At 62.9% G+C, this 20,684-nt stretch carries 5 protein-coding genes; 3 read left to right on the top strand and 2 right to left on the bottom strand.

What is annotated here, in order from left to right:
- Positions 1-78: 78 nt before the first annotated feature.
- Positions 79-1,905 carry a glycoside hydrolase family 15 protein gene (locus tag A8O26_RS03995; RefSeq protein ID WP_064116868.1) on the bottom strand — a complete coding sequence of 609 codons (1,827 nt, stop codon included), beginning with the start codon at positions 1,903-1,905 and terminating at the stop codon, positions 79-81.
- Positions 1,898-2,698: a glucose 1-dehydrogenase gene (locus tag A8O26_RS03990; RefSeq protein WP_064116867.1), complete on the bottom strand. Its 801-nt coding sequence runs from the start codon at positions 2,696-2,698 to the stop codon at positions 1,898-1,900. Before A8O26_RS03990 ends, A8O26_RS03995 begins: the two co-directional genes overlap by 8 nt.
- 260 nt (positions 2,699-2,958) lie before the next feature.
- Here A8O26_RS03990 and A8O26_RS03985 point away from each other — a divergent pair, with 260 nt between their 5' ends.
- The 3 genes from A8O26_RS03985 to A8O26_RS03975 all read left to right on the top strand — a co-directional run bounded on the left by A8O26_RS03985 (position 2,959) and on the right by A8O26_RS03975 (position 20,684).
- The gene (locus A8O26_RS03985) at positions 2,959-4,131 is read left to right on the top strand and encodes an MFS transporter (protein WP_064116866.1); all 1,173 of its coding nucleotides are present in this window, start codon (positions 2,959-2,961) and stop codon (positions 4,129-4,131) included.
- A gap of 78 nt (positions 4,132-4,209) precedes the next feature.
- On the top strand, positions 4,210-4,944 hold the full coding sequence (locus tag A8O26_RS03980) for a thioesterase II family protein (protein ID WP_081265155.1): 735 nt from the start codon (positions 4,210-4,212) through the stop codon (positions 4,942-4,944).
- 179 nt (positions 4,945-5,123) lie between these two features.
- A complete protein-coding gene (locus A8O26_RS03975; RefSeq protein ID WP_064116864.1) occupies positions 5,124-20,684 on the top strand; it encodes a non-ribosomal peptide synthetase in 15,561 nt (5,186 codons plus the stop codon).

Below are 20,684 nucleotides of genomic sequence, written 5' to 3'. Positions count from 1 at the left end.
GCCAGACTGTTTTCGTGTAGGTATCAGTCCTACATCTTGGCGCTGGTGCGGGATATTTCCTACAGCTCTTGGTGATTATTACGGCTGCCACTCACTCTTTTCCCCGCTCAAGCGGCGATCCAGAAAGCTCGCCGCACTGATCAGCGCCAGATGCGTCAGCGCTTGCGGCGTATTACCCAAATGCCGGCCATGGCTGTCGAATTCCTCGGCGTACAAGCCCAGCGGGTTGGCGTAACGCAGCAATTGCTCAAATTCCAGGTGCGCTTTTTCCACCTGCCCCGCGCGGGCCAGGCATTCGACGTACCAGAACGAACACGCGGCAAACGCGCCTTCGGTGCCGACCAGGCCATCGATATTGCTGTCGTCGTTGCGATAGCGGTAAACCATGCCATCGCGCACCAGATGTTTTTCAATCGCCTCAAGTGTCGACAGCCAGCGCGGATCCTTGGCGCTGACGAAGCGTACCAGCGGCATCAACAGCATCGAACCGTCGAGCGCGGTGCCACCCTTGTACTGCACGAAGTGCCCGCGTTCCTCGTCCCAGAAGTTGTCCCAGATATCGGCGTAGATCGCCTGACGGGTCTGATCCCATTGCGCAAAAGGTGCCGGCAGCGAGCGTTTCGAGGCCAGACGAATGGCCCGATCCAGCGCGACCCAACACATCAGCCGCGAATGCAGAAAGTGGTGCTGTTCACCGCGCATTTCCCAGATGCCGACATCGGTGGTCTGCCACGTCTCACAGACCTGATCGACCACTTCGCGCACATGCTTCCAGCCTTCGTGGGAAATCGCGTCGCCGTACTTGTTGACCAGATAGACCGCGTCCATCAGCTCGCCAAAGATATCCAGCTGGATCTGGTCATACGCGCCATTGCCGATCCGCACCGGTTGCGCGCCGCCATGGCCGGACAAATGCGTGAGTTCGGTTTCCGGCAATTCCTGTTGTCCGTCGATGGCGTACAGAATATTCAGTTTCATCGGTTGCCCGTGGCAATCGCTGACCCGTCCGCGCAGCCAGCCCATGTAAGCGTTGGCTTCGCCGACAAAGCCCAGGCGCATGAACGCGTACACCGTGAACGAGGCGTCGCGGATCCACGTGTAGCGGTAATCCCAGTTGCGTTCGCCGCCGGGCGTTTCCGGCAGACCGAAAGTGGCGGCGGCGAGAATCGCGCCGTGTTTGCGCGAGGTCAGCAGCTTGAGCGCGAGGGCCGAACGGTTGACCATTTCGCGCCAGCGCCCGCGATAGATCGACTGGCCGAGCCAGTCGCGCCAGAACTTCAGGGTGCGCTCCATGCACAACTGCGCGGCGCCTTCCTCGAAACGCGGATCGTCTGCGCCGCCGAGCATAAACGCCGCCGTCTGATCCTGTTTCAAGGTAAAGGAGGCCAACGCTGCGTCGGTCTCGATGTGCAACGGTTGATCGGAAGTCAGTCGCATCGATGGCTGGCCATCGGCACTGAAGATCACCGCTTGCTGGTCCATCCGCGCACGGGTGTTGGCGCGCGCATAGTCATGGCGCACCGCGCAACGTACGTGGAAGGTCGCTTCACCGCTGACCACGCGCACCCGGCGCATCAGCAACGGCAAATCGTCTTCGTTATCGGCCACCGGCAGCAGGTCGGTGACCTCGACCACCGCACGCTCACTCAGCCAGCGGGTTTGCAGGACATTGGTGTCGGGCAGGTAGATCTGCTCGCGGCGTGCATCGGGCAAGTCCGGTGCCAACTGGAAAATCCCCGCGTCGGGGCTGTCCAGCAACGAACAGAAAATCGACGGACTGTCGAACTCGGGCCAGCAGAAAAAATCCACACTGCCGCGATCATTGACCAGCGCTGCACTGCGCATGTCGCCGATGATGCCGTGGGCGTCGATCGGACTTTGTCGTTCCAGGTGATGCTCAGCCATTGCCGCGAAACTCCGGATAGAGGCTCATGCCGCCGTCGATGAACAGGGTGGTGCCGACGATGTAGTCGGATGCATCCGAGGCGAGAAAGACCACCGCGTTGGCGACGTCTTCGACATCACCGATACGGCCGTAGGGGATCAAGTCCAGCAACTTTTCGCCGGCAGCGCCTTCGGTGGCGTCCTGATTGATCGCCGTGCGAATGGCGCCCGGTGCGATGCTGTTGATGCGAATGCGTTGATGGCTGACTTCCTGCGCGAGGGTCTGCATCAACTGATCGACGCCACCCTTGGACGCGGCGTAATTGACGTGCCCGGCCCAGGGAATACGCTGGTGCACCGAACTCATGTGAATGATCTTGCCGGCGGCGCGGGACACGCCTTGGCGAACGCCCTGACGAGTGAAGATGCGCAGGGCGGCGCGGGCGCAAAGGAACTGGCCGGTGAGGTTGACGCCGATCACCGCGTTCCAGTCTTCCAAAGTCATATCCACTGCGGCCGCGTCTTTCTGCATACCCGAATTGGCTACCAAAATGTCCAGCGAGCCGAAGCCCGCGAGGGTTTCAGCGAACAGCCGTTCAACCTCGTCCTCCTTCGACACGTCGGCGCCGATGGCCAGCGCTTGACCACCGTCGGCAATGATCTGCCGGGCCAGTGCTTGCGCCGGTTGTGCCTGGCGGTTGTAGTTGATGACGACGGCGGCGCCGGCTGCGGCCAGGGCTTTGGCGGCGGCGTGGCCGATGCCGGAGCTGGCGCCGGTGATCAGGGCTACTTGTCCGGTGAGGGAGATGTGCATACGGTGGCGCGCCTTGAGTGAGGGCTTACATAGCTGACCGGTTGCCAATAGTGAGAGTTCATTCGGCAGAAAGGGCTGTGGTGATTTCGCCGACGCTTTCGCGAGCAGGCTCGCTCCCACAGGGGGATTTGTGTACACCACTGATCCAGTGTGGGAGCGAGCCTGCTCGCGAAGGGGCCTTCACATTCCACCAACAATTCCCCGCTTCCACGCCTCCCGGCGCTATGGCAACTTGGCGGCCCCAGTTGAGGCAGCCCCCCATGGCAAACCCCTACCGCGAGTTATTCACCGCCCCCGGTGCACGCAATTTTGTGCTGGCCGGGATGATCGCGCGCATGCCGATTTCCATGACCGGTATAGGCGTGATCACCATGCTTTCGCAACTCAAGGGCGGTTATGCATTGGCCGGTGCGGTGGCGGCGACGTTTGCCCTGGCGACGGCGTTTTGCGCGCCACAGGTGTCGCGTCTGGTCGACCGTTACGGTCAGCGAAAAGTGCTTCCGGTGTCGGCGTTGATCGGCGGCGGGGCGCTGTTGATGTTGCTGCTCTGTACCCGTTTGCAGGCGCCGACCTGGACCTTGTTTGTGTTCGCCGCGCTGGCCGGGTGCATGCCGAGCATGTCGGCGATGGTGAGGGCGCGCTGGACTGAAATCTATCGTGGCCAGCCGCAATTGCAGACGGCCTATGCGCTGGAGTCGGTGCTCGATGAAGTCTGTTTCATCGTCGGCCCGCCATTGTCGGTGGGGTTGTGCGTGGCAGTGTTCCCCGAGGCCGGACCGTTGGCGGCGTTGTTGGCGCTGGCGATTGGCGTGACGGCGTTCGTCGCTCAGCGCAGCACCGAGCCGGCGGTGCATCCGCACGCGTCGCACGATCAGGCGTCGATCATTCGTTCGACCGACATTCAACTGCTGCTGGCGCTGATGACTGCCATGGGCATCATTGTCGGTGTGATCGACGTAGTCAGCGTCGCGTTTGCCCAGCAGCAAGGGCAACCCGCAGCCGCCAGCATCGTCCTGTCGGTGTACGCCATCGGTTCGTGCCTGGCCGGGATCGCCTTCGGTGCGATGCGTTCGAAACTACCGTTGCCACGGTTGTTCCTGTACGGCGGGGTAGCGACGGCGGTGACGACATTACCGTTGTTACTGGCGAGCAATATTGTCGAGTTGTCGCTGGCGGTATTCATTGCCGGGCTGTTCTTCGCGCCGACGCTGATTGTGGCGATGGCGCTGGTCGAACGCATCGTGCCGCCGGCCAGGCTCACCGAGGGCCTCACCTGGCTGGTGACCGGTTTGAGCATCGGTGTGGCGGTAGGTGCCGCTGGCTCCGGCTGGCTGGTGGATGCCTTCGGCGCGCGCAGCGGTTTCTGGCTGGCAATAGCGGCCGGAGCGGTGGTGCTGGGTGCGGCTGTGCAGAGTTTCCGTCACTTGAAATGACTGGATAGACGCGCGCGGGCTAATTTCTGCTGGGCCGCCTTCGTTCTTTTATACAGACAACTTTTCGAGGTAAGCCGGGTGACTCAGCTGACATTGCTGTGCCTTCCTTATTCGGGCGCCAGTGCCATGGTTTACAGCCGCTGGCGGCGCAAACTGCCGCAGTGGCTGACGCTGCAACCGGTAGAACTGCCGGGTCGCGGCGCACGGTTTGGTGAAGCGCTGCAAACCGATATGCGGGCGCTGGCCCGTCAGTTGGCCAGCGAACTGCAAACGACCCTGCGCGCGCCTTATGCAATTTTCGGCCACAGCCTTGGCGCGCTGCTGGCCTGCGAGCTGGCCCATGCCTTGCGCGCCCTGGGGTTGCCGGAGCCGGTGGCGCTGTTCGCCTCCGGCACGGCAGCGCCGACGCTGCGCAGTGAATATGATCGCGGTTTCGCCGAACCGAAAAGTGATGCCGAACTGATCGAGCAGTTGCGCACCTTGAATGGCACCAGCGAAGAAATTCTCGCCAATGCCGAATTGATGAGCCTGACCCTGCCGGTGCTGCGTGCCGACTTCCTGTTGTGCGGACGTTTTCAGCCCATCCAGCGCCCATTGCTCAAATGCCCGGTGCATGTGCTCGGCGGCACCACCGACCGGGCGACCACCGAGCAATTGATCGGCTGGAGCAAGGAAACCCTCGGCAGTTTCTCCGTGGACATGCTCGCCGGCGGTCATTTCTTTATTCATGAACACGAAGCCAAAGTGCTGAAAGTCATCAAGGATCAGCTCGACGTTCATCACCGCCGGCACTCAATGCCCGCCACTGCCTGAATATCAGCACATTTCCTGAGGGAGCAAGCGCGCTCCCACAGGGTTTCCTGCCCGTCTGAAAATCCCCGCCTGCCTCGCTCCTGATACTTCTTCTCATTCGCTAATTTTTCCGGTGTGCATTCGTTTTATAGGGACGACGTGCCTTTGTGCTTCCTGCCTACTGATCCGGATGCTAAGAAATGAATGCTGAAGACTCCTTGAAACTTGCTCGCCGGTTTATCGGGTTGCCCCTGGAAAAGCGCCAGATGTTCCTTGCGGCCCTGCAAAAGGAGGGCGTGGATTTCGCCCGGTTCCCGATTCCCGCCGGGATCGAGGCCGACGATCGCCAGGCGTTGTCTTACGCGCAGCAACGGATGTGGTTTCTCTGGCAACTGGACCCGCACAGTGGCGCCTACAACTTGCCGGGTGCGGTGCGCCTGAGCGGGCGGCTGAATCTGTCGGCACTGGAGCAGGCGTTTGCCGTACTGGTCGCCCGCCATGAAACCCTGCGCACGGTGTTCCAGCGGCAGGCGGATGACAGTCTGCAGCAAGTGCCGGCCACGGCGACCTTGAACATCCGTCACGAAGATTTCAGCGCGCTGCCGGCCGCCGAACGCGAGCAGGCTGTCGTTCGTGCCGCCGAGCAGCAATCGGTGTTGCCGTTCGATCTGGCCGTCGGTCCGTTGCTGCGGGTCACCTTGCTCAAGCTCGCCGAGCAGGAGCACGTATTGCTGCTGACCCTGCACCACATCGTTTCCGATGGCTGGTCGATGAACGTGCTGATCGACGAATTCATCCGTTGCTATGACGCCTTTGATGCCGGCCAGCCACCGGCGCTGGCAGCGCTGCCGGTGCAGTACAGTGATTACGCGCTGTGGCAACGCCGTTGGCTGGAAGCCGGCGAGCAGGCGCGGCAACTGGAATATTGGCAGGCGCAGTTGGGGGATGAGCACCCGGTGCTGGAGTTGCCGCTGGACCATTCGCGCCCGGCCATGCCGAGCTATCGCGGCACGCGCTACGAGTTTGCCGTCGACGGTCAATTGGCCGAGCAACTGCGCGCCACCGCGCAACAGCATCAAGTCACGTTGTTCATGTTGTTGCTCGGCGCGTTCAATGCGCTGCTGCACCGTTACACCGGGCAGACCGACATCCGCGTCGGCGTGCCGATTGCCAACCGCAATCGCGCCGAGATCGAAGGCCTGATCGGTTTCTTCGTCAACACCCAGGTGCTGCGCACAAAAGTGGATGGCCAGACCCGCGTCGATGCGTTGCTGCAAGCGATCAAAGAGACGGCGCTCGGCGCTCAGGCCCATCAGGATCTGCCATTCGAGCAACTGGTCGAAGCGCTGAAACTGGAACGCAGCCTCAGTCACACGCCGCTGTTCCAGGTGATGTACAACCACCAGCCGCAGGTGGCCGATATCGCCGCCCTCAGCACGGCCTCGGGCCTGGTGCTCGACAGCCTCGAATGGCAAAGCCGCACCACCCAGTTTGACCTGACACTCGACACCTACGAGAAGGGCGGCAAGCTACACGCTGCACTGACTTACGCCAGCGATCTGTTCGACGCGCCGACCATCGAACGGATGGCGCGCCACTGGTTGCGCCTGCTCAAGGCAATGGTTGCCGATCCTGCGCAACGCATTGGCGAACTGCCGTTGCTGGACGCGGATGAGCAGCACACGCTGGTGCATGCCTGGAACACTACAGCAGCGGTTTATCCGAGCGGGCAGCCGATTCATCAATTGATCGAAGCCCAAGTGGCGCGCACCCCGAATGCCCCGGCGCTGGTGTTCGCCGAGCAAACCCTGAGTTATGCGCAACTGGATGCCCGGGCCAACCAATTGGCGCATCTGTTGCGTGAGCAAGGTGTGCGGGCCGACAGTCTGGTGGGCATTTGCGTCGAGCGCTCGCTGGAAATGGTGATCGGCCTGCTGGCGATTCTCAAGGCCGGCGGCGCCTATGTGCCGCTGGATCCGGAATACCCGCAAGAGCGTCTCGCCTACATGGTCGAGGACAGCGGCATCACTTTGCTGCTGACCCAGAGTGCGCTGCTGGCGTCCCTGCCGACGGCGGGGGTGAACGTCATTACCCTCGATCAGGAAGCTGACTGGCTGGATCGCTACAGCGAAGGCCGTGTCGATGTGGTCGTCGATCCGCTGAATCTCGCGTACGTGATTTACACCTCCGGCTCCACCGGCAAACCGAAAGGTGCCGGCAACAGTCATGCGGCGCTGGTCAACCGTTTGTGCTGGATGCAGGAGGCTTACGGACTGGATGCCAGCGATTCGGTGTTGCAGAAAACCCCGTTCAGCTTTGACGTGTCGGTCTGGGAATTTTTCTGGCCGCTGCTGACCGGCGCGCGTCTGGTCGTGGCCGCACCGGGTGCGCACCGCGATCCATCGCTGTTGATCGAAACCATCAACCGCTACGGCATCAGCACGCTGCACTTTGTCCCGTCGATGTTGCAGGCGTTTATTCATGAGCCGGGCGTCGAGGCCTGTGTCGGCCTCAAGCGCATTGTCTGCAGCGGCGAAGCGCTGCCGCTGGATGCGCAACTGCAAGTGTTCGCCAAGCTGCCGAACGCCGGGCTCTACAATTTGTACGGCCCGACCGAAGCGGCCATCGACGTCACCCACTGGACCTGTGTCGACGAAGGCGCCGACAGCGTGCCGATCGGTCGGCCGATCGCCAACCTGCGCACGCATGTGCTCGACGCCGAACTGTTGCCGGTGCCGAGCGGCGTCGCCGGTGAGTTGTATCTGGGCGGGGCAGGGCTGGCGCGCAGTTATCACCAGCGCCCGGCGCTGACTGCCGAGCGTTTTGTGCCGTGCCCGTTCCACGACGGCGCGCGCCTGTACCGCACCGGTGACCGGGTGCGCCAACGTGCCGACGGCGTCATCGAATACCTCGGGCGTCTCGATCATCAGGTGAAGTTGCGCGGCTTGCGTATCGAGCTGGGCGAAATCGAAACCCGCCTGATGCAGCATCCGCTGGTGCGTGAAGCCGTGGTGCTGGTGCAGGGCGGCAAACACCTGGTCGGCTATCTGGTGCTGGAAACTGCTCAGGCAGACGAACAATGGCCACAGGACGTCAAGGCCTGGCTGCTCGGCAGCCTGCCGGAATTCATGGTGCCAACCTACCTGCTGACGCTGGACCGGCTGCCGGTCACCGCCAACGGCAAGCTCGATCGCAAAGCCTTGCCGCAACCGGATGCCGCGCCGCAGCAAGCCTTCGTTGCGCCGCAGGATGCCATGCAAAAGGCCCTGGCCGCGATCTGGGAAGACGTGCTCGGTCTGCAGCGTGTGGGTCTGGAAGACAACTTCTTCGAGCTGGGCGGTGATTCGATCATTTCGATTCAAGTGGTCAGCCGCGCGCGGCAGGCCGGGATCCGCATCAGCCCGCGCGACCTGTTCCAGTATCAGACTGTGCGCAGTCTGGCGTTGGTCGCAATCCTCGACAGCCACAGCTCGGTGGATCAGGCGCCGGCGACGGGCGAAGCGTTGCTGGGGCCGATCCAGCAGCAGTTCTTCAGCCGGACTATGCCGCAGCGTGAGCACTGGAACCAGTCCCTGTTGCTGGCCCCGCGTGAGGCGCTGAATGCTCAGTGGCTCGACACGGCATTGACCCATGTAATTAATCACCACGATGCCTTGCGCCTGCGTTTTGTCGAGGGCGTCGACGGCTGGCAGCAAGCGTACGCAGCACAGATCGAACGCGCTGACGTGTGGCTGCGCACGGCCGAGACGACCGAGCAACTGAGCGCCCATTGCGACGAAGCCCAGCGCAGTCTTGATCTGGCCAACGGGCCGCTGTTGCGCGCGGTGTTAGTGACCATGGCCGATGGCAGTCAGCGCCTGTCGCTGATCCTCCATCACCTGGTGGTGGACGGTGTGTCGTGGCGCGTGTTGCTGGAAGATTTGCAGCAAGCCTACGAACAACTCGCGGCGGGCGGTGGTGTGCAATTGCCGGCCAAGACCAGTGCGTTCCAGCGCTGGACGGCGCGCCTGAGCACCGAGGCTTCGCGCTTTGAGGATCAACTGGCTTACTGGAAAGCCCAGCACAACACCGCGCAGGATCTGCCGTGCGAACGCCCTGAAGGCAGCCTGCAAAACCGTTTCGGTCAAAAGATCGAATGGCGTCTGGACGCCGAGCGCACCCGCCAATTGCTGCAACAGGCACCGGCGGCCTATCGCACCCAGGTCAACGATCTGCTGCTGACGGCATTGGCGCGCACCATCAGTGGCTGGAGCGGTCAGCCGGGCACCCTGATCCAACTGGAAGGCCATGGTCGTGAAGACCTGTTCGACGACATTGACCTGACGCGCAGCATCGGCTGGTTCACCAGCCTGTTCGCCGTCAATCTGGTGGCGACCGAGGACCTCGACGGTTCGATCAAGGCGATCAAAGAACAACTGCGCGCGGTACCGGACAAAGGTCTGGGTTACGGCGTGCTGCGTTATCTGGCCGCACCGTCGGTGCGCGAAGAACTGGCTGCATTGCCTGCGCCGCGCATCACCTTCAACTATCTGGGGCAGTTCGACCGTCAGTTCGATGAGCAGGCGCTGCTGGTGCCGTCCACCGAGTTTGGCGGTGTCGCCCAGGATCAACAGGCGCCGCTGGATAACTGGTTGACGGTCGAAGGCCAGGTCTATGGCGGCGAATTGAGCCTGAGTTGGGGTTTCAGCTCGCAGATGTTCGATAGCGCCACTGTGCAGCGTCTGGTTGATCGCTACGCCGCAGAATTGACTGCCCTGATCGAGCACTGCTGCGCCCTCGACACTGCGCAAGTGACGCCGTCGGACTTCCCGTTGGCGCGCATCAGCCAGGCGCAACTGGAGGCGTTGCCGGTCGCCGCCGCTGTCATCGAAGATGTTTATCCGTTGTCGCCGATGCAGCAGGGCATGTTGTTCCACACCCTGTATGAACCGCAGGTCGAGGCGTACATCAGCCAGATGCGCCTGGACATCCAGGGCCTCGATCCGCAGCGTTTTGCCGACGCCTGGCAAGCGACGCTGGCGCGTCATGATGTGTTGCGCAGCAGTTTCCACTGGCAAGGCCTGGACAGCGCCCATCAAGTGATCAGCCGCCAAGTGCAACTGCCGCTGCAGGTGCTGGACAACACGGACACCGATGCGCTGGCCGAGACGGAGCGGGCGCAGGGTTTCGAACTCGACTGCGCGCCGTTGTTGCGCCTGAAACTGGTGCGCACCGGTGCCGATCACTGGCACTTGATCTACACCAGCCATCACATCCTCATGGACGGCTGGAGTAACGCGCAACTGCTCGGCGAGGTGATTTCGCACTACGCCGACGCGCGTTCATTGCCGGCGCCGGTGGGGCATTACCGCGATTACATGGGCTGGTTGCAGCAGCAATCGGCAGACGCTGGCAAGGCGTTCTGGAACGCTGCGCTGGCGCCGTTGCAGGCGCCGACACTGCTTGCCGATGCCGTGCGTGCGCCCGTGGCTGGCCACGGCACAGACGAGCATCGCGAGGTGATCGACGCCGCCGCAACGCGGCGTCTGGGCGAGTTCGCCCGTCAGCAGAAAGTCACCCTCAACACGTTGCTGCAAGCGGCCTGGAGCCTGTTGCTGCAACGCTACACCGGGCAGGACTGCGTGGCGTTCGGCGCCACGGTGGCCGGTCGTTCGGCGCCGCTGCCGGGCATCGAGCAGCAACTGGGGTTGTTCATCAACACCTTGCCGCTGGTGTGCAACCCGCGCCCGGATCAGCACGTCGGGCAGTGGTTGAGTGATCTGCAGGCGCAGAACCTCGCCCTGCGTGAATTCGAGCATGTGCCGTTGTACGACATTCAAGGCTGGGCAGGGCATCAGGGCTCGGCGCTGTTCGACAGTCTGCTGGTGTTCGAAAACTTCCCGGTCGCCGAGGCGCTGAAACAGGGCGCGCCGGCCGGGTTGAGCTTCGGCAACCTGCATAACCATGAACGCACTCACTATCCGCTGACGCTGGGCATCGAACTGGGCGCCACGCTGAGCCTGGAGATGAGCTACGACGCCGCGCGATTCAGCGCCGCGCAAGTGCACATGCTCTGCGCCAACCTGCGCCACTTGCTTGAGCAATTGATCACCAACGTCACCGCTTGCCTCGGCAACCTGACGTTGCTCGATGAAGCTGCAACGCACGCCATGCTCGCCCATTGCCAGCCGCCGGCGCTGCAATTGCAGCACACCGGCCTGGTGCACGAGCGCATTGCCGCGCAGGCCAAAGCCACACCGCAGGCACTGGCCGTACAGTGCGGTGAACAGTGTCTGAGCTATGACGAACTCAACCGTCAGGCGAATCGCCTTGCTCACCGTCTGCTGGCCAGCGGTGCCGCACCGGGCAAACGCATCGGTCTGGCGCTGCGTCGTGGCCCGCAAATGATCGTCAGCTTGCTGGCCGTGCTGAAGACGGGCGCCGCTTACGTACCGCTGGATGCCAACTACCCGGCCCAGCGTCTGGCCTACATGATCGAAGACAGCCGTGTCGATCTGCTGCTCGATGAGTCCGCTCTGCTGCAAGACGTGCCGCTGCCGGCAGGTCTTGAACATTTGCACCTGGGCGAAATCATCGAGACGCTGGGCGCTTATCCGGACAGCGATCCGCTGAATCACGCCACGGTCGATGACCTGGCGTACGTGATTTACACCTCGGGTTCCACCGGCCAGCCAAAAGGCGTGGCGATTGCTCACGCGGCGCTGCGCGAATTCTGCCAGACCGGTGCCGAGTATTCGGCGCTCACCGCCGAGGATCGCGTGCTGCAATTTGCGACGTTCAGCTTCGACGGTTTTGTCGAGCAATGTTATCCGCCGCTGTGTGTCGGTGCGGCGCTGATCATGCGCGGTGACGAACTCTGGGACGTTATCCAGTTGGCCGACCAGATCGTCGGCCATGGCGTGACCCTGGCGGACTTGCCGGCGGCTTACTGGTTCTTGCTGGCGCGTGAATGCGCTGGCGGCAACATCGCCAGCCTGGGCCCGTTGCGTCAGGTTCACGTCGGTGGTGAAGCGATGTCGGTCGAAGGCCTGCGCCTGTGGCACGAGGCCGGGTTGAGCCACGTGCGCTTGCTCAACACCTACGGGCCGACCGAGGCGACGGTGGTGTCCAGCGTCCACGATTGCCGCCTGAGCGATGCCAGCGATAGTTTCGGCATTCCGATTGGCCGAGCCATCCCCGGCCGCGCGTTGTACGTGCTCGACAGTGCCGGGCAGTTGCTGCCGGCCGGTGGTGTCGGCGAGTTGTGCATTGGTGCGAGCGCCTGTCTTGCGCAGCAGTATTTCGACCGTCCGGCCCTCACCGCCGAACGCTTCCTGCCAGACCCGTTTGCCGCCGAGGCAGGGGCGCGGCTGTACCGCAGCGGCGACCTGGCCCGTTACAACGAAAACGGCGATCTGGAATACGCCGGGCGGATCGACCACCAGGTGAAGATTCGTGGCTTGCGCATCGAGATGGGCGAAATAGAAGCCTGTCTGCAAGCGCAGGAAGGCGTGCGCGCCGCCGCAGTCATCGCTCAGGATTTCCCGGGGGGCGCACAACTGGTGGCTTATGTGGTGCCCGAAACAGGCACAAAACCGGCGACCGCGCAGGCGCAGTGGCTGGGCTCGCTCAAAGCTTCGCTGCAACAAGTGCTGCCCGATTACATGGTGCCGGCGCACTTGCTGTTGCTGGATGCGTTGCCCCTGAACAACAACGGCAAACTGGATCGCACCGCGCTGCCGAAAGCCGAACTGAGCCAGGATTTGTGCGCTTATGCCGCGCCGCAGACCTTGCTGCAGGTGCAACTGGCGCAGATCTGGGAAGCCGTGCTGGAGTCCGGCGCGGTGGGGCTCAACGATCACTTCTTCGAACGCGGCGGCCACTCGTTGCTCGCCACCCAGGTGATTTCCCGGGTCCGCCAGACGCTCAAACTCGATGTGCCGATGCGCACCCTGTTCGAGCAGCCGACGCTGCAAGCCTTCGCGGCCGCCTGCGCGACCCTGCAACACAGCGAAAGCGCGCCAATGCTGGCGGTGCCGCGCGGTGATGCACTGGCGTTGTCTTATGCCCAGGAACGTCAGTGGTTCCTCTGGCAGCTGGAGCCGGACAGCGCCGCTTACCACGTGCCGAGTGCACTGCGTTTGCGCGGTGCGCTGGACATCGCGGCGTTGCAGCACAGCTTCAATCAACTGGTGGCCCGTCACGAGCCGTTGCGCACCACTTTCCGTCAAGACGACGAACGCACCGTGCAGATGGTGCATGCGCAGGGACAATTGACGATTGAACAACACCGCCTCAACACCGAAGAGGGTCTGGCGGATTGGGTGCAGGCGCAGATTCGCCAACCGTTCGATCTGTTGAACGGGCCACTGTTGCGTGTCGCCCTGCTACGGATGGCCGCGGATGATCATGTGCTGGTGATCACGCAGCACCACATCGTTTCTGACGGCTGGTCGATGCAAGTGATGGTGCGCGAACTGATGGCGATGTATGCCGCAGAATGCGCCGGACAACCGCTCGAACTGGCAGCACTGACGCTGCAATACGCCGATTTTGCCCAGTGGCAACGACAGTGGATGGAGGCCGGCGAACGTCAGCGTCAACTCGATTATTGGAGGGCTCAACTCGGCGGCGAGCAACCGGTGCTGGAGCTGCCGCTGGACCATTCGCGTCCGGCGGTGCAGAGCTATCGTGGCGCGCGGCTGGATGCGCCGCTGGAATCCGCGTTGAGTACGCAATTGCAGGAGGTTGCCCGACGTGAGGGGGTGACGATGTTCATGCTCTTGCTGGCCTCGTTCCAGACCCTGTTGCACCGCTACAGTGGTCAGGACGATATCCGCGTCGGTGTGCCGATTGCCAACCGCAACCGCGCTGAAACCGAAGGCCTGATCGGCTTCTTCGTCAACACCCAAGTGATGCGTGCACAGTTTGCCGGCGACCTGAGTTTCCGTGATCTGCTGGCGCAGACTCGTCAGGCCGCAATGGGCGCCCAGGCGCATCAGGATTTGCCGTTCGAGCAATTGGTCGAAGCGCTGGCGCCGGAGCGCAGCCTGAGCCACAGCCCGTTGTTCCAGGTGCTGTTCAACCACCAGCGCGATGCCGCGCCGGTCACCGATGTGGCGGGTTTGCGCATCGAAGGCTTGCCGTGGAACAGCGCCACCGCCCAGTTCGACCTGACCCTGGACACCACCGAAACCGCCGCCGGGCTGATGGTCAGTCTGACCTACGCCAGCGATCTGTTCGAGGCGACGACCATCGCGCGCCTGTTCGAACACTGGCAGGCATTGCTGCGGGCGATTGTCGCTGCGCCGCAACAGGCGATCGCCGCGTTGCCGATGCTCGCCGCACAAGAGCGTCAGCAGATTCTCGAAGACTGGAACGCCACTGCCACCGAGTACCCGCTGCACCTGAGCGTGCAGCAGTTGATCGAAGCGCAAGTGCTGCGCACGCCGGACGCCATGGCGCTGAAATACGCCGATGAATGCCTGAGCTACGCGCAACTCAATACCCGCGCCAACCAGTTGGCGCACAAGCTGATGGCGCTGGGAGTCGGACCTGAAAGCCTGGTCGGCATCGCCGCCGAACGTTCGATCGAAATGGTCGTCGCGCTGTTGGCCGTGCTCAAGGCCGGTGGCGCCTACGTGCCGCTGGACCCTGAATACCCGCAGGATCGCCTGGCCTACATGATCGAAGACAGCGGCGTGCAGCTGTTGCTGACTCAGGCGCATCTGCTCGATGCCTTGCCGCTGAGCGGACAGGTGCAAACCCTGTTGCTCGAAGCATCGCTGGAGGGCTTTGCCAGCCACAATCCGGATGTAGCGGTCACGGGTGAAAACCTTGCCTACGTGATTTACACCTCCGGCTCCACCGGCAAACCGAAAGGCGCCGGCAACCGTCATGTCGCCCTGACCAACCGTCTGTGCTGGATGCAGCAGGCCTATGAAATCGGCGCGGGCGACAGCGTGCTGCAAAAGACCCCGTTCAGCTTTGACGTGTCGGTGTGGGAGTTCTTCTGGCCACTGATGACCGGCGCACGTCTGGTCGTCGCAGCCCCGGGCGATCACCGCGATCCGGCGAAACTGGTGGCGCTGATCAATCGCGAACACATCACCACGCTGCACTTTGTGCCGTCGATGTTGCAAGCCTTCCTGCAAGACGCCGACGTCGCCACCTGCACCAGCCTGCAACGCATCGTCTGCAGCGGTGAAGCGCTGCCGGCTGATGCGCAACAGCAAGTCTTCGCCAAACTGCCAACTGCCGGGCTGTACAACCTTTACGGCCCGACCGAAGCGGCCATCGACGTGACGCACTGGACGTGTGTGGAGGAGGGCCGCGACAGCGTGCCGATCGGTCAGCCGATTGCCAACCTCGGCTGCTACATCCTTGACGATAACCTTGAGCCGGTGCCGACCGGCGTGCTCGGCGAGTTGTACCTGGCGGGCGTCGGTCTCGCGCGCGGCTACCACCAGCGTCCGGCGCTGACCGCCGAACGTTTTGCGGTCAGCCCTTATGGCGCCGGCGAACGGCTCTATCGCACCGGTGACCTGGCGCGCTACCGCGCCGACGGCGTGATCGAATACGCCGGCCGAATCGACCATCAGGTCAAGCTGCGCGGCCTGCGTATCGAACTCGGTGAAATCGAAGCGCGTCTGCTCGAACACGCCAATGTCCGGGAAGCCGCGGTGTTGGTGATCGACGGCAAACTGTTGACCGGTTACGTGGTGCTGAACGAAGAACGCGCGGACTGGCGCGACATTCTGATGCGTCATCTGCACGCCGGGCTGCCGGAATACATGGTGCCCAACCAGTGGCTGACGCTGCCGCAGATGCCGTTGAGTCCCAACGGCAAGCTGGATCGCAAGGCGCTGCCGAAGCCTGAATTGGGCGCCGGCAAAGCCGAATACATCGCGCCGCGCAATGAGCTGGAGCAGCGTATCGCTGCGGTGTGGGCCGATGTGCTGAAACTGCCGCGAGTCGGCTTGGCCGATAACTTCTTTGAACTGGGTGGCGATTCGATCATCTCGATTCAAGTGGTGGCTCGTGCCCGTCAGGCCGGAATCCGCTTTACCCCCAAAGACTTGTTCCAGTACCAGACCGTCCAGGCGCTGGCGGGCGTCGCGACGCTGGGCGATGGCGCGGCGCAGATCGATCAGGGCGCGGTCAGTGGCGCCACGCCGTTGCTGCCGTTCCAGCAGTGGTTCTTTGCGGCAGACATTGCCGAGCGGCATCACTGGAACCAGTCGGTGATGCTCAAACCGGCCGTGAGCATTCAGGCAAATGCGCTTGAGCTAGCCTTGCAAGAACTGGTCGCGCATCACGATGCCTTGCGCCTGTCGTTCACCGAAACGGCCAGCGGCTGGACCGCAAATCATCAGGCAACAACGGTGCAACACAGCCTGCTGATGCAGGCGAGTGTCAGCGATGAACAACAGTTGCAGGACGCTTGCCTTGAGGCACAACGCAGCTTCGACCTGGCTCACGGCCCGCTGTTGCGTGGCTTGTTGGTGACTCTGGCCGATGGTTCGCAACGCTTGCTGCTGGCGGTGCACCACTTGGTGGTGGACGGTGTGTCCTGGCGGATTCTGCTGGAAGATTTGCAAAGCGCTTACCAGCAGCGCATCGACGGCAAGACCCCGCGCCTGCCAGCCAAGACCAGTGCCTTCAAGCACTGGGCCGAACGTTTGCAACAACACGCGCCGCAACGCGCTGGCGAACTCGAACTGTGGCGCGCACAACTGGCGGGTGCGCCTGTCGACCTGCCGTGCACCCATCCGCAGGCCAGCCTGCAAAACCGCGATGCGCACACCGTACAGACGCGCCTCGATCAAGTGCTGACCCGACAACTGCTGCAACAGGCGCCGGCGGCGTATCGCACTCAGGTCAATGACCTGTTGATGACCGCGCTGGCCCGCGTCATCTGCCGCTGGACGGGGCACGCCTCGACCTTGATTCAGCTGGAAGGCCACGGTCGTGAAGACCTGTTCGACGACCTCGACCTGAGCCGCAGCGTCGGCTGGTTCACCAGCCTGTTCCCGGTGCGCCTGACCCCGACCGCGTCGCTTGACGGTTCGATCAAGCAGATCAAGGAACAGCTGCGGGCGATTCCTGACAAGGGCCTGGGCTTCGGCGTGCTGCGTTACTTCGGCGACGAAGCGACCCGCCGTGAGCTGGCGGCGCTGTCGACACCGCGCATCACCTTCAACTACCTCGGCCAGTTCGACAGCCAGTTCGATGACGGCGCACTGTTCGCCCCGGCCAGTGAAAAGGCCGGCGACGAACAGAGCCCGTTGGCGCCGCTGGGCAACTGGCTGGAACTCAACGGTCAGGTCTACGGTGGCGAGTTGAGCCTGGGCTGGACGTTCAGCCGGGAAATGTTCGATGAAGCGACCATTCAACGTCTGGCCGATGAGTACGCGATCGAACTGGCGGCGCTGATCGAGCATTGCTGCGCCGCGCAGAACGCCGGCATCACGCCGTCGGACTTCCCGTTGGCGTCGCTCAACCAGCAACAGCTCGACGCCTTGCCGGGTGCCGGCGCCGATGTCGAAGACATCTACCCGCTGTCGCCGATGCAACAGGGCATGTTGTTCCACAGCCTGTACGAACAAGGATCGGGCGATTACATCAACCAGATGCGCGTCAGCGTTGAAGGCCTGGATCCCGAGCGCTTGCGTCAGGCCTGGCAGGGTGCGGTCGACCGCCATGCGATTCTGCGTACGCGGTTCGTGTGGATCTCCGAGCAGGAACAGCCGCTGCAAATCGTCCAGCGCCAGGCCGAGTTGCCGTTCAGCCTGCATGACTGGCGAGATCGCGCTGACCTGCCGGCGGCGCTCGACATGCTGGCGCAGGAGCAACTGCAACAGGGCTTCGACCTGTTGCAGGCACCGTTGCTGCGTCTGGCGCTGGTGCGCACCGATGATGACCGCCACGAAATGATCTACACCAGCCATCACATCCTCATGGACGGCTGGAGCAACTCGCAGTTGCTCGGCGAAGTGATGCAGCGCTACGCCGGTGCAACCCCGGCCGCGCCGCTGGGCCGTTATGCTGATTACATCGGCTGGCTGCAGCGTCAGGACGGTCAGGCCAGCGAACGCTTCTGGACTGAGCGACTGGCTGACCTGGATGAACCGACTCACTTGGCCCGCAGCTGCCTTGATACGCTGGCGACCGCTGGCCAGAGCGGTTACGACCAGCAAACTCGTTGGCTGGACCGTGAGCAGACGCAACGTCTGGGCGCATTCGCCCGTCAGCACAAGGTCACCCTCAACACCGTGGTGCAGGCTGCCTGGTTGCTGTTGTTGCAGCGTTACACCGGGCAACCGACCGTGGCGTTCGGCGCGACGGTCGCCGGGCGTCCGGCCGAGCTGCCAGGCGTCGAGCAACAGGTCGGGTTGTTCATCAACACCTTGCCGGTGATCGCCACCCCGCGTGTCGAGCAACCCCTCGGTGAGTGGTTGCAAACAGTGCAGTCGCTGAACCTGGCCATGCGCGAATTCGAATACACGCCACTGGCCGACATCCAGCGCTGGTCGGGGCAGCGTGGCGAAGGCTTGTTCGACAGCCTGTTGGTGTTCGAGAACTACCCGGTGTCGGAAGCGCTGAACAGCGGTGCGTCGCAAGGCTTGCGTTTCGGTCAGGCGTGCAGCCAGGAACAGACCAACCTGCCGTTGACAGTGCTGGTGGACCTGAGCGACAGCCTGTCGTTGCAATTTGCCTATGCCCGGCAACATTTCAGCGCTGCGCAGATCGAGCAGATAGGCGGCCACTTGCAGCACTTGTTGCAGCAAATGGCCGACTCGCCGGCGCAACGTCTGTTGGCCGATCTGAGTGTGTTCGATGCCGCGCAGCACCGGGTGGTGTTGCAGGACTGGAACCGTGCGCCGGCCACCTTTGCGCCAACCCGCACCCTGCCACAGCTGATCGAAGCACAAGTGCGTCGGGCACCGCAGGCCATTGCCGTGAGCCTGGGCGAGGAGCAATTGAGCTACGGCGAACTCAACGCCCGTGCCAACCGCCTGGCCCATGCCCTGATCGCACGGGGCGTCGGCGCCGATGTATTGGTCGGTCTGGCTGCCGAGCGTTCGATCGAAATGATCGTCGGCCTGGTCGCCATCCTCAAGGCCGGCGGCGCTTACCTGCCGCTGGATCCGCAGTACCCGGCCGAGCGTCTGCAATACATGATCGAAGACAGCGGCATTGCCTTGCTGCTGATGCAGCCGGGGGTGCTCGATCACCTGGCGGTGGCCGACAGCGTCGAAACCCTGCTGCTGGGGGATGACAGCCGCTGGCAGGATCAGTTGGCAACCGATCCGCAGGTCTGGGCCGACAGCGCCAGCCTCGCTTACGTGATCTACACCTCGGGCTCCACCGGCAAGCCGAAAGGTACGCTGCTGGCTCACGACAACGTGCTGCGTCTGTTCCAGGCCACGGACCCTTGGTTCAGCTTCGGTGCCGAGGATCGCTGGACGCTGTTCCACTCGTACGCGTTCGACTTCTCGGTCTGGGAAATCTTCGGCGCGCTGTTGCATGGCGGGCGTCTGGTGATCGTGCCGCACAGCGTCAGCCGCTCGCCGCAGGAGTTCCATGCGCTGCTGAGCCGCGAGCGCATCACCGTGCTCAACCAGACGCCGTCGGCCTTCAAGCAACTGATGCAAGTCGCCTGCGACGCACCGCAGGATGCGCAACTGTCGCTGCGTTACGTGGTGTTTGGCGGTGAAGCGCTGGAAGTGCGCAGCCTGCGTCCATGGTTCGAACGTTTCGGTGATGCTGCGCCACAACTGATCAACATGTACGGCATTACCGAAACCACGGTTCACGTGACTTACCGTCCGTTGACCCTGGCCGATCTCGAACAGGATGCCGGCAGCCCGTTGGGCGAACCGATCCCGGACCTCGGCTGGTACGTGCTCGACGCCGACCTGCAACCGGTGGCCAAGGGCTGCATCGGCGAATTGCACGTCAGCGGCGCCGGGCTGGCACGCGGTTATCTCAAGCGTGCCGACCTCAGCGCCTTGCGTTTCGTGCCCAACCCGTTCGCTGACGACGGCGCGCGGCTGTACCGCACCGGTGACCTGGCGCGCTATCGCGCCGATGGCCGGATCGAGTACGCCGGACGCATCGACCATCAAGTGAAGATCCGTGGTTTCCGGATCGAGCTGGGGGAAATCGAGGCGCAATTGTTGGCGCTGCCGCAAATCCGTCAGGCCGTGGTGCTCGATCAGCCAGGCGCCGGTGGCGTGCAACTGGTCGCGTATCTGGTGGCCGATCAGTCGGTCGAGCTCGATCAACAGGGCCCGTGGCGTGAGCACCTGCGCCAGGCGCTCAAGCACAACCTGCCGGATTACATGGTGCCGGCGCACCTGTTGTTGCTCGACAGCCTGCCGCTGACCGCCAACGGCAAGCTCGACCGCAAGGCCCTGCCGCAACCGGATGCCAGCCTGCTGCAAAACACCTACGTGGCGCCTGAAAGTGAACTGCAACAGCAGATCGCCGGGGTCTGGGCCGACGTGTTGAAGCTGGAGCGAGTCGGCCTGACGGACAACTTCTTCGAACTCGGCGGCCATTCGCTGCTGGCCACTCAGGTGGCCCTGCGTTTGCGCGAGTTGTTGGGCTTCGAAGTGCCGTTGGCCAGCCTGTTCGCCAGTGCCGATCTGGCGGCTTTCAGCGCCGCCGTACAAGCCCTGCAACCTGATTTGCAGCCCGTTCATGATGTTTTGGCTAAATCCTTGGAGGCTCTCAATCGTTTATCAGCAGATGAACTTGAAAAACTGATTTCCTGA

It is taken from the genome of Pseudomonas fluorescens, assembly GCF_001648775.1.
GTDB classification, from domain to species: domain Bacteria; phylum Pseudomonadota; class Gammaproteobacteria; order Pseudomonadales; family Pseudomonadaceae; genus Aquipseudomonas; species Aquipseudomonas fluorescens_M.
This window is presented reverse-complemented; position numbering and strand designations above follow the sequence as displayed.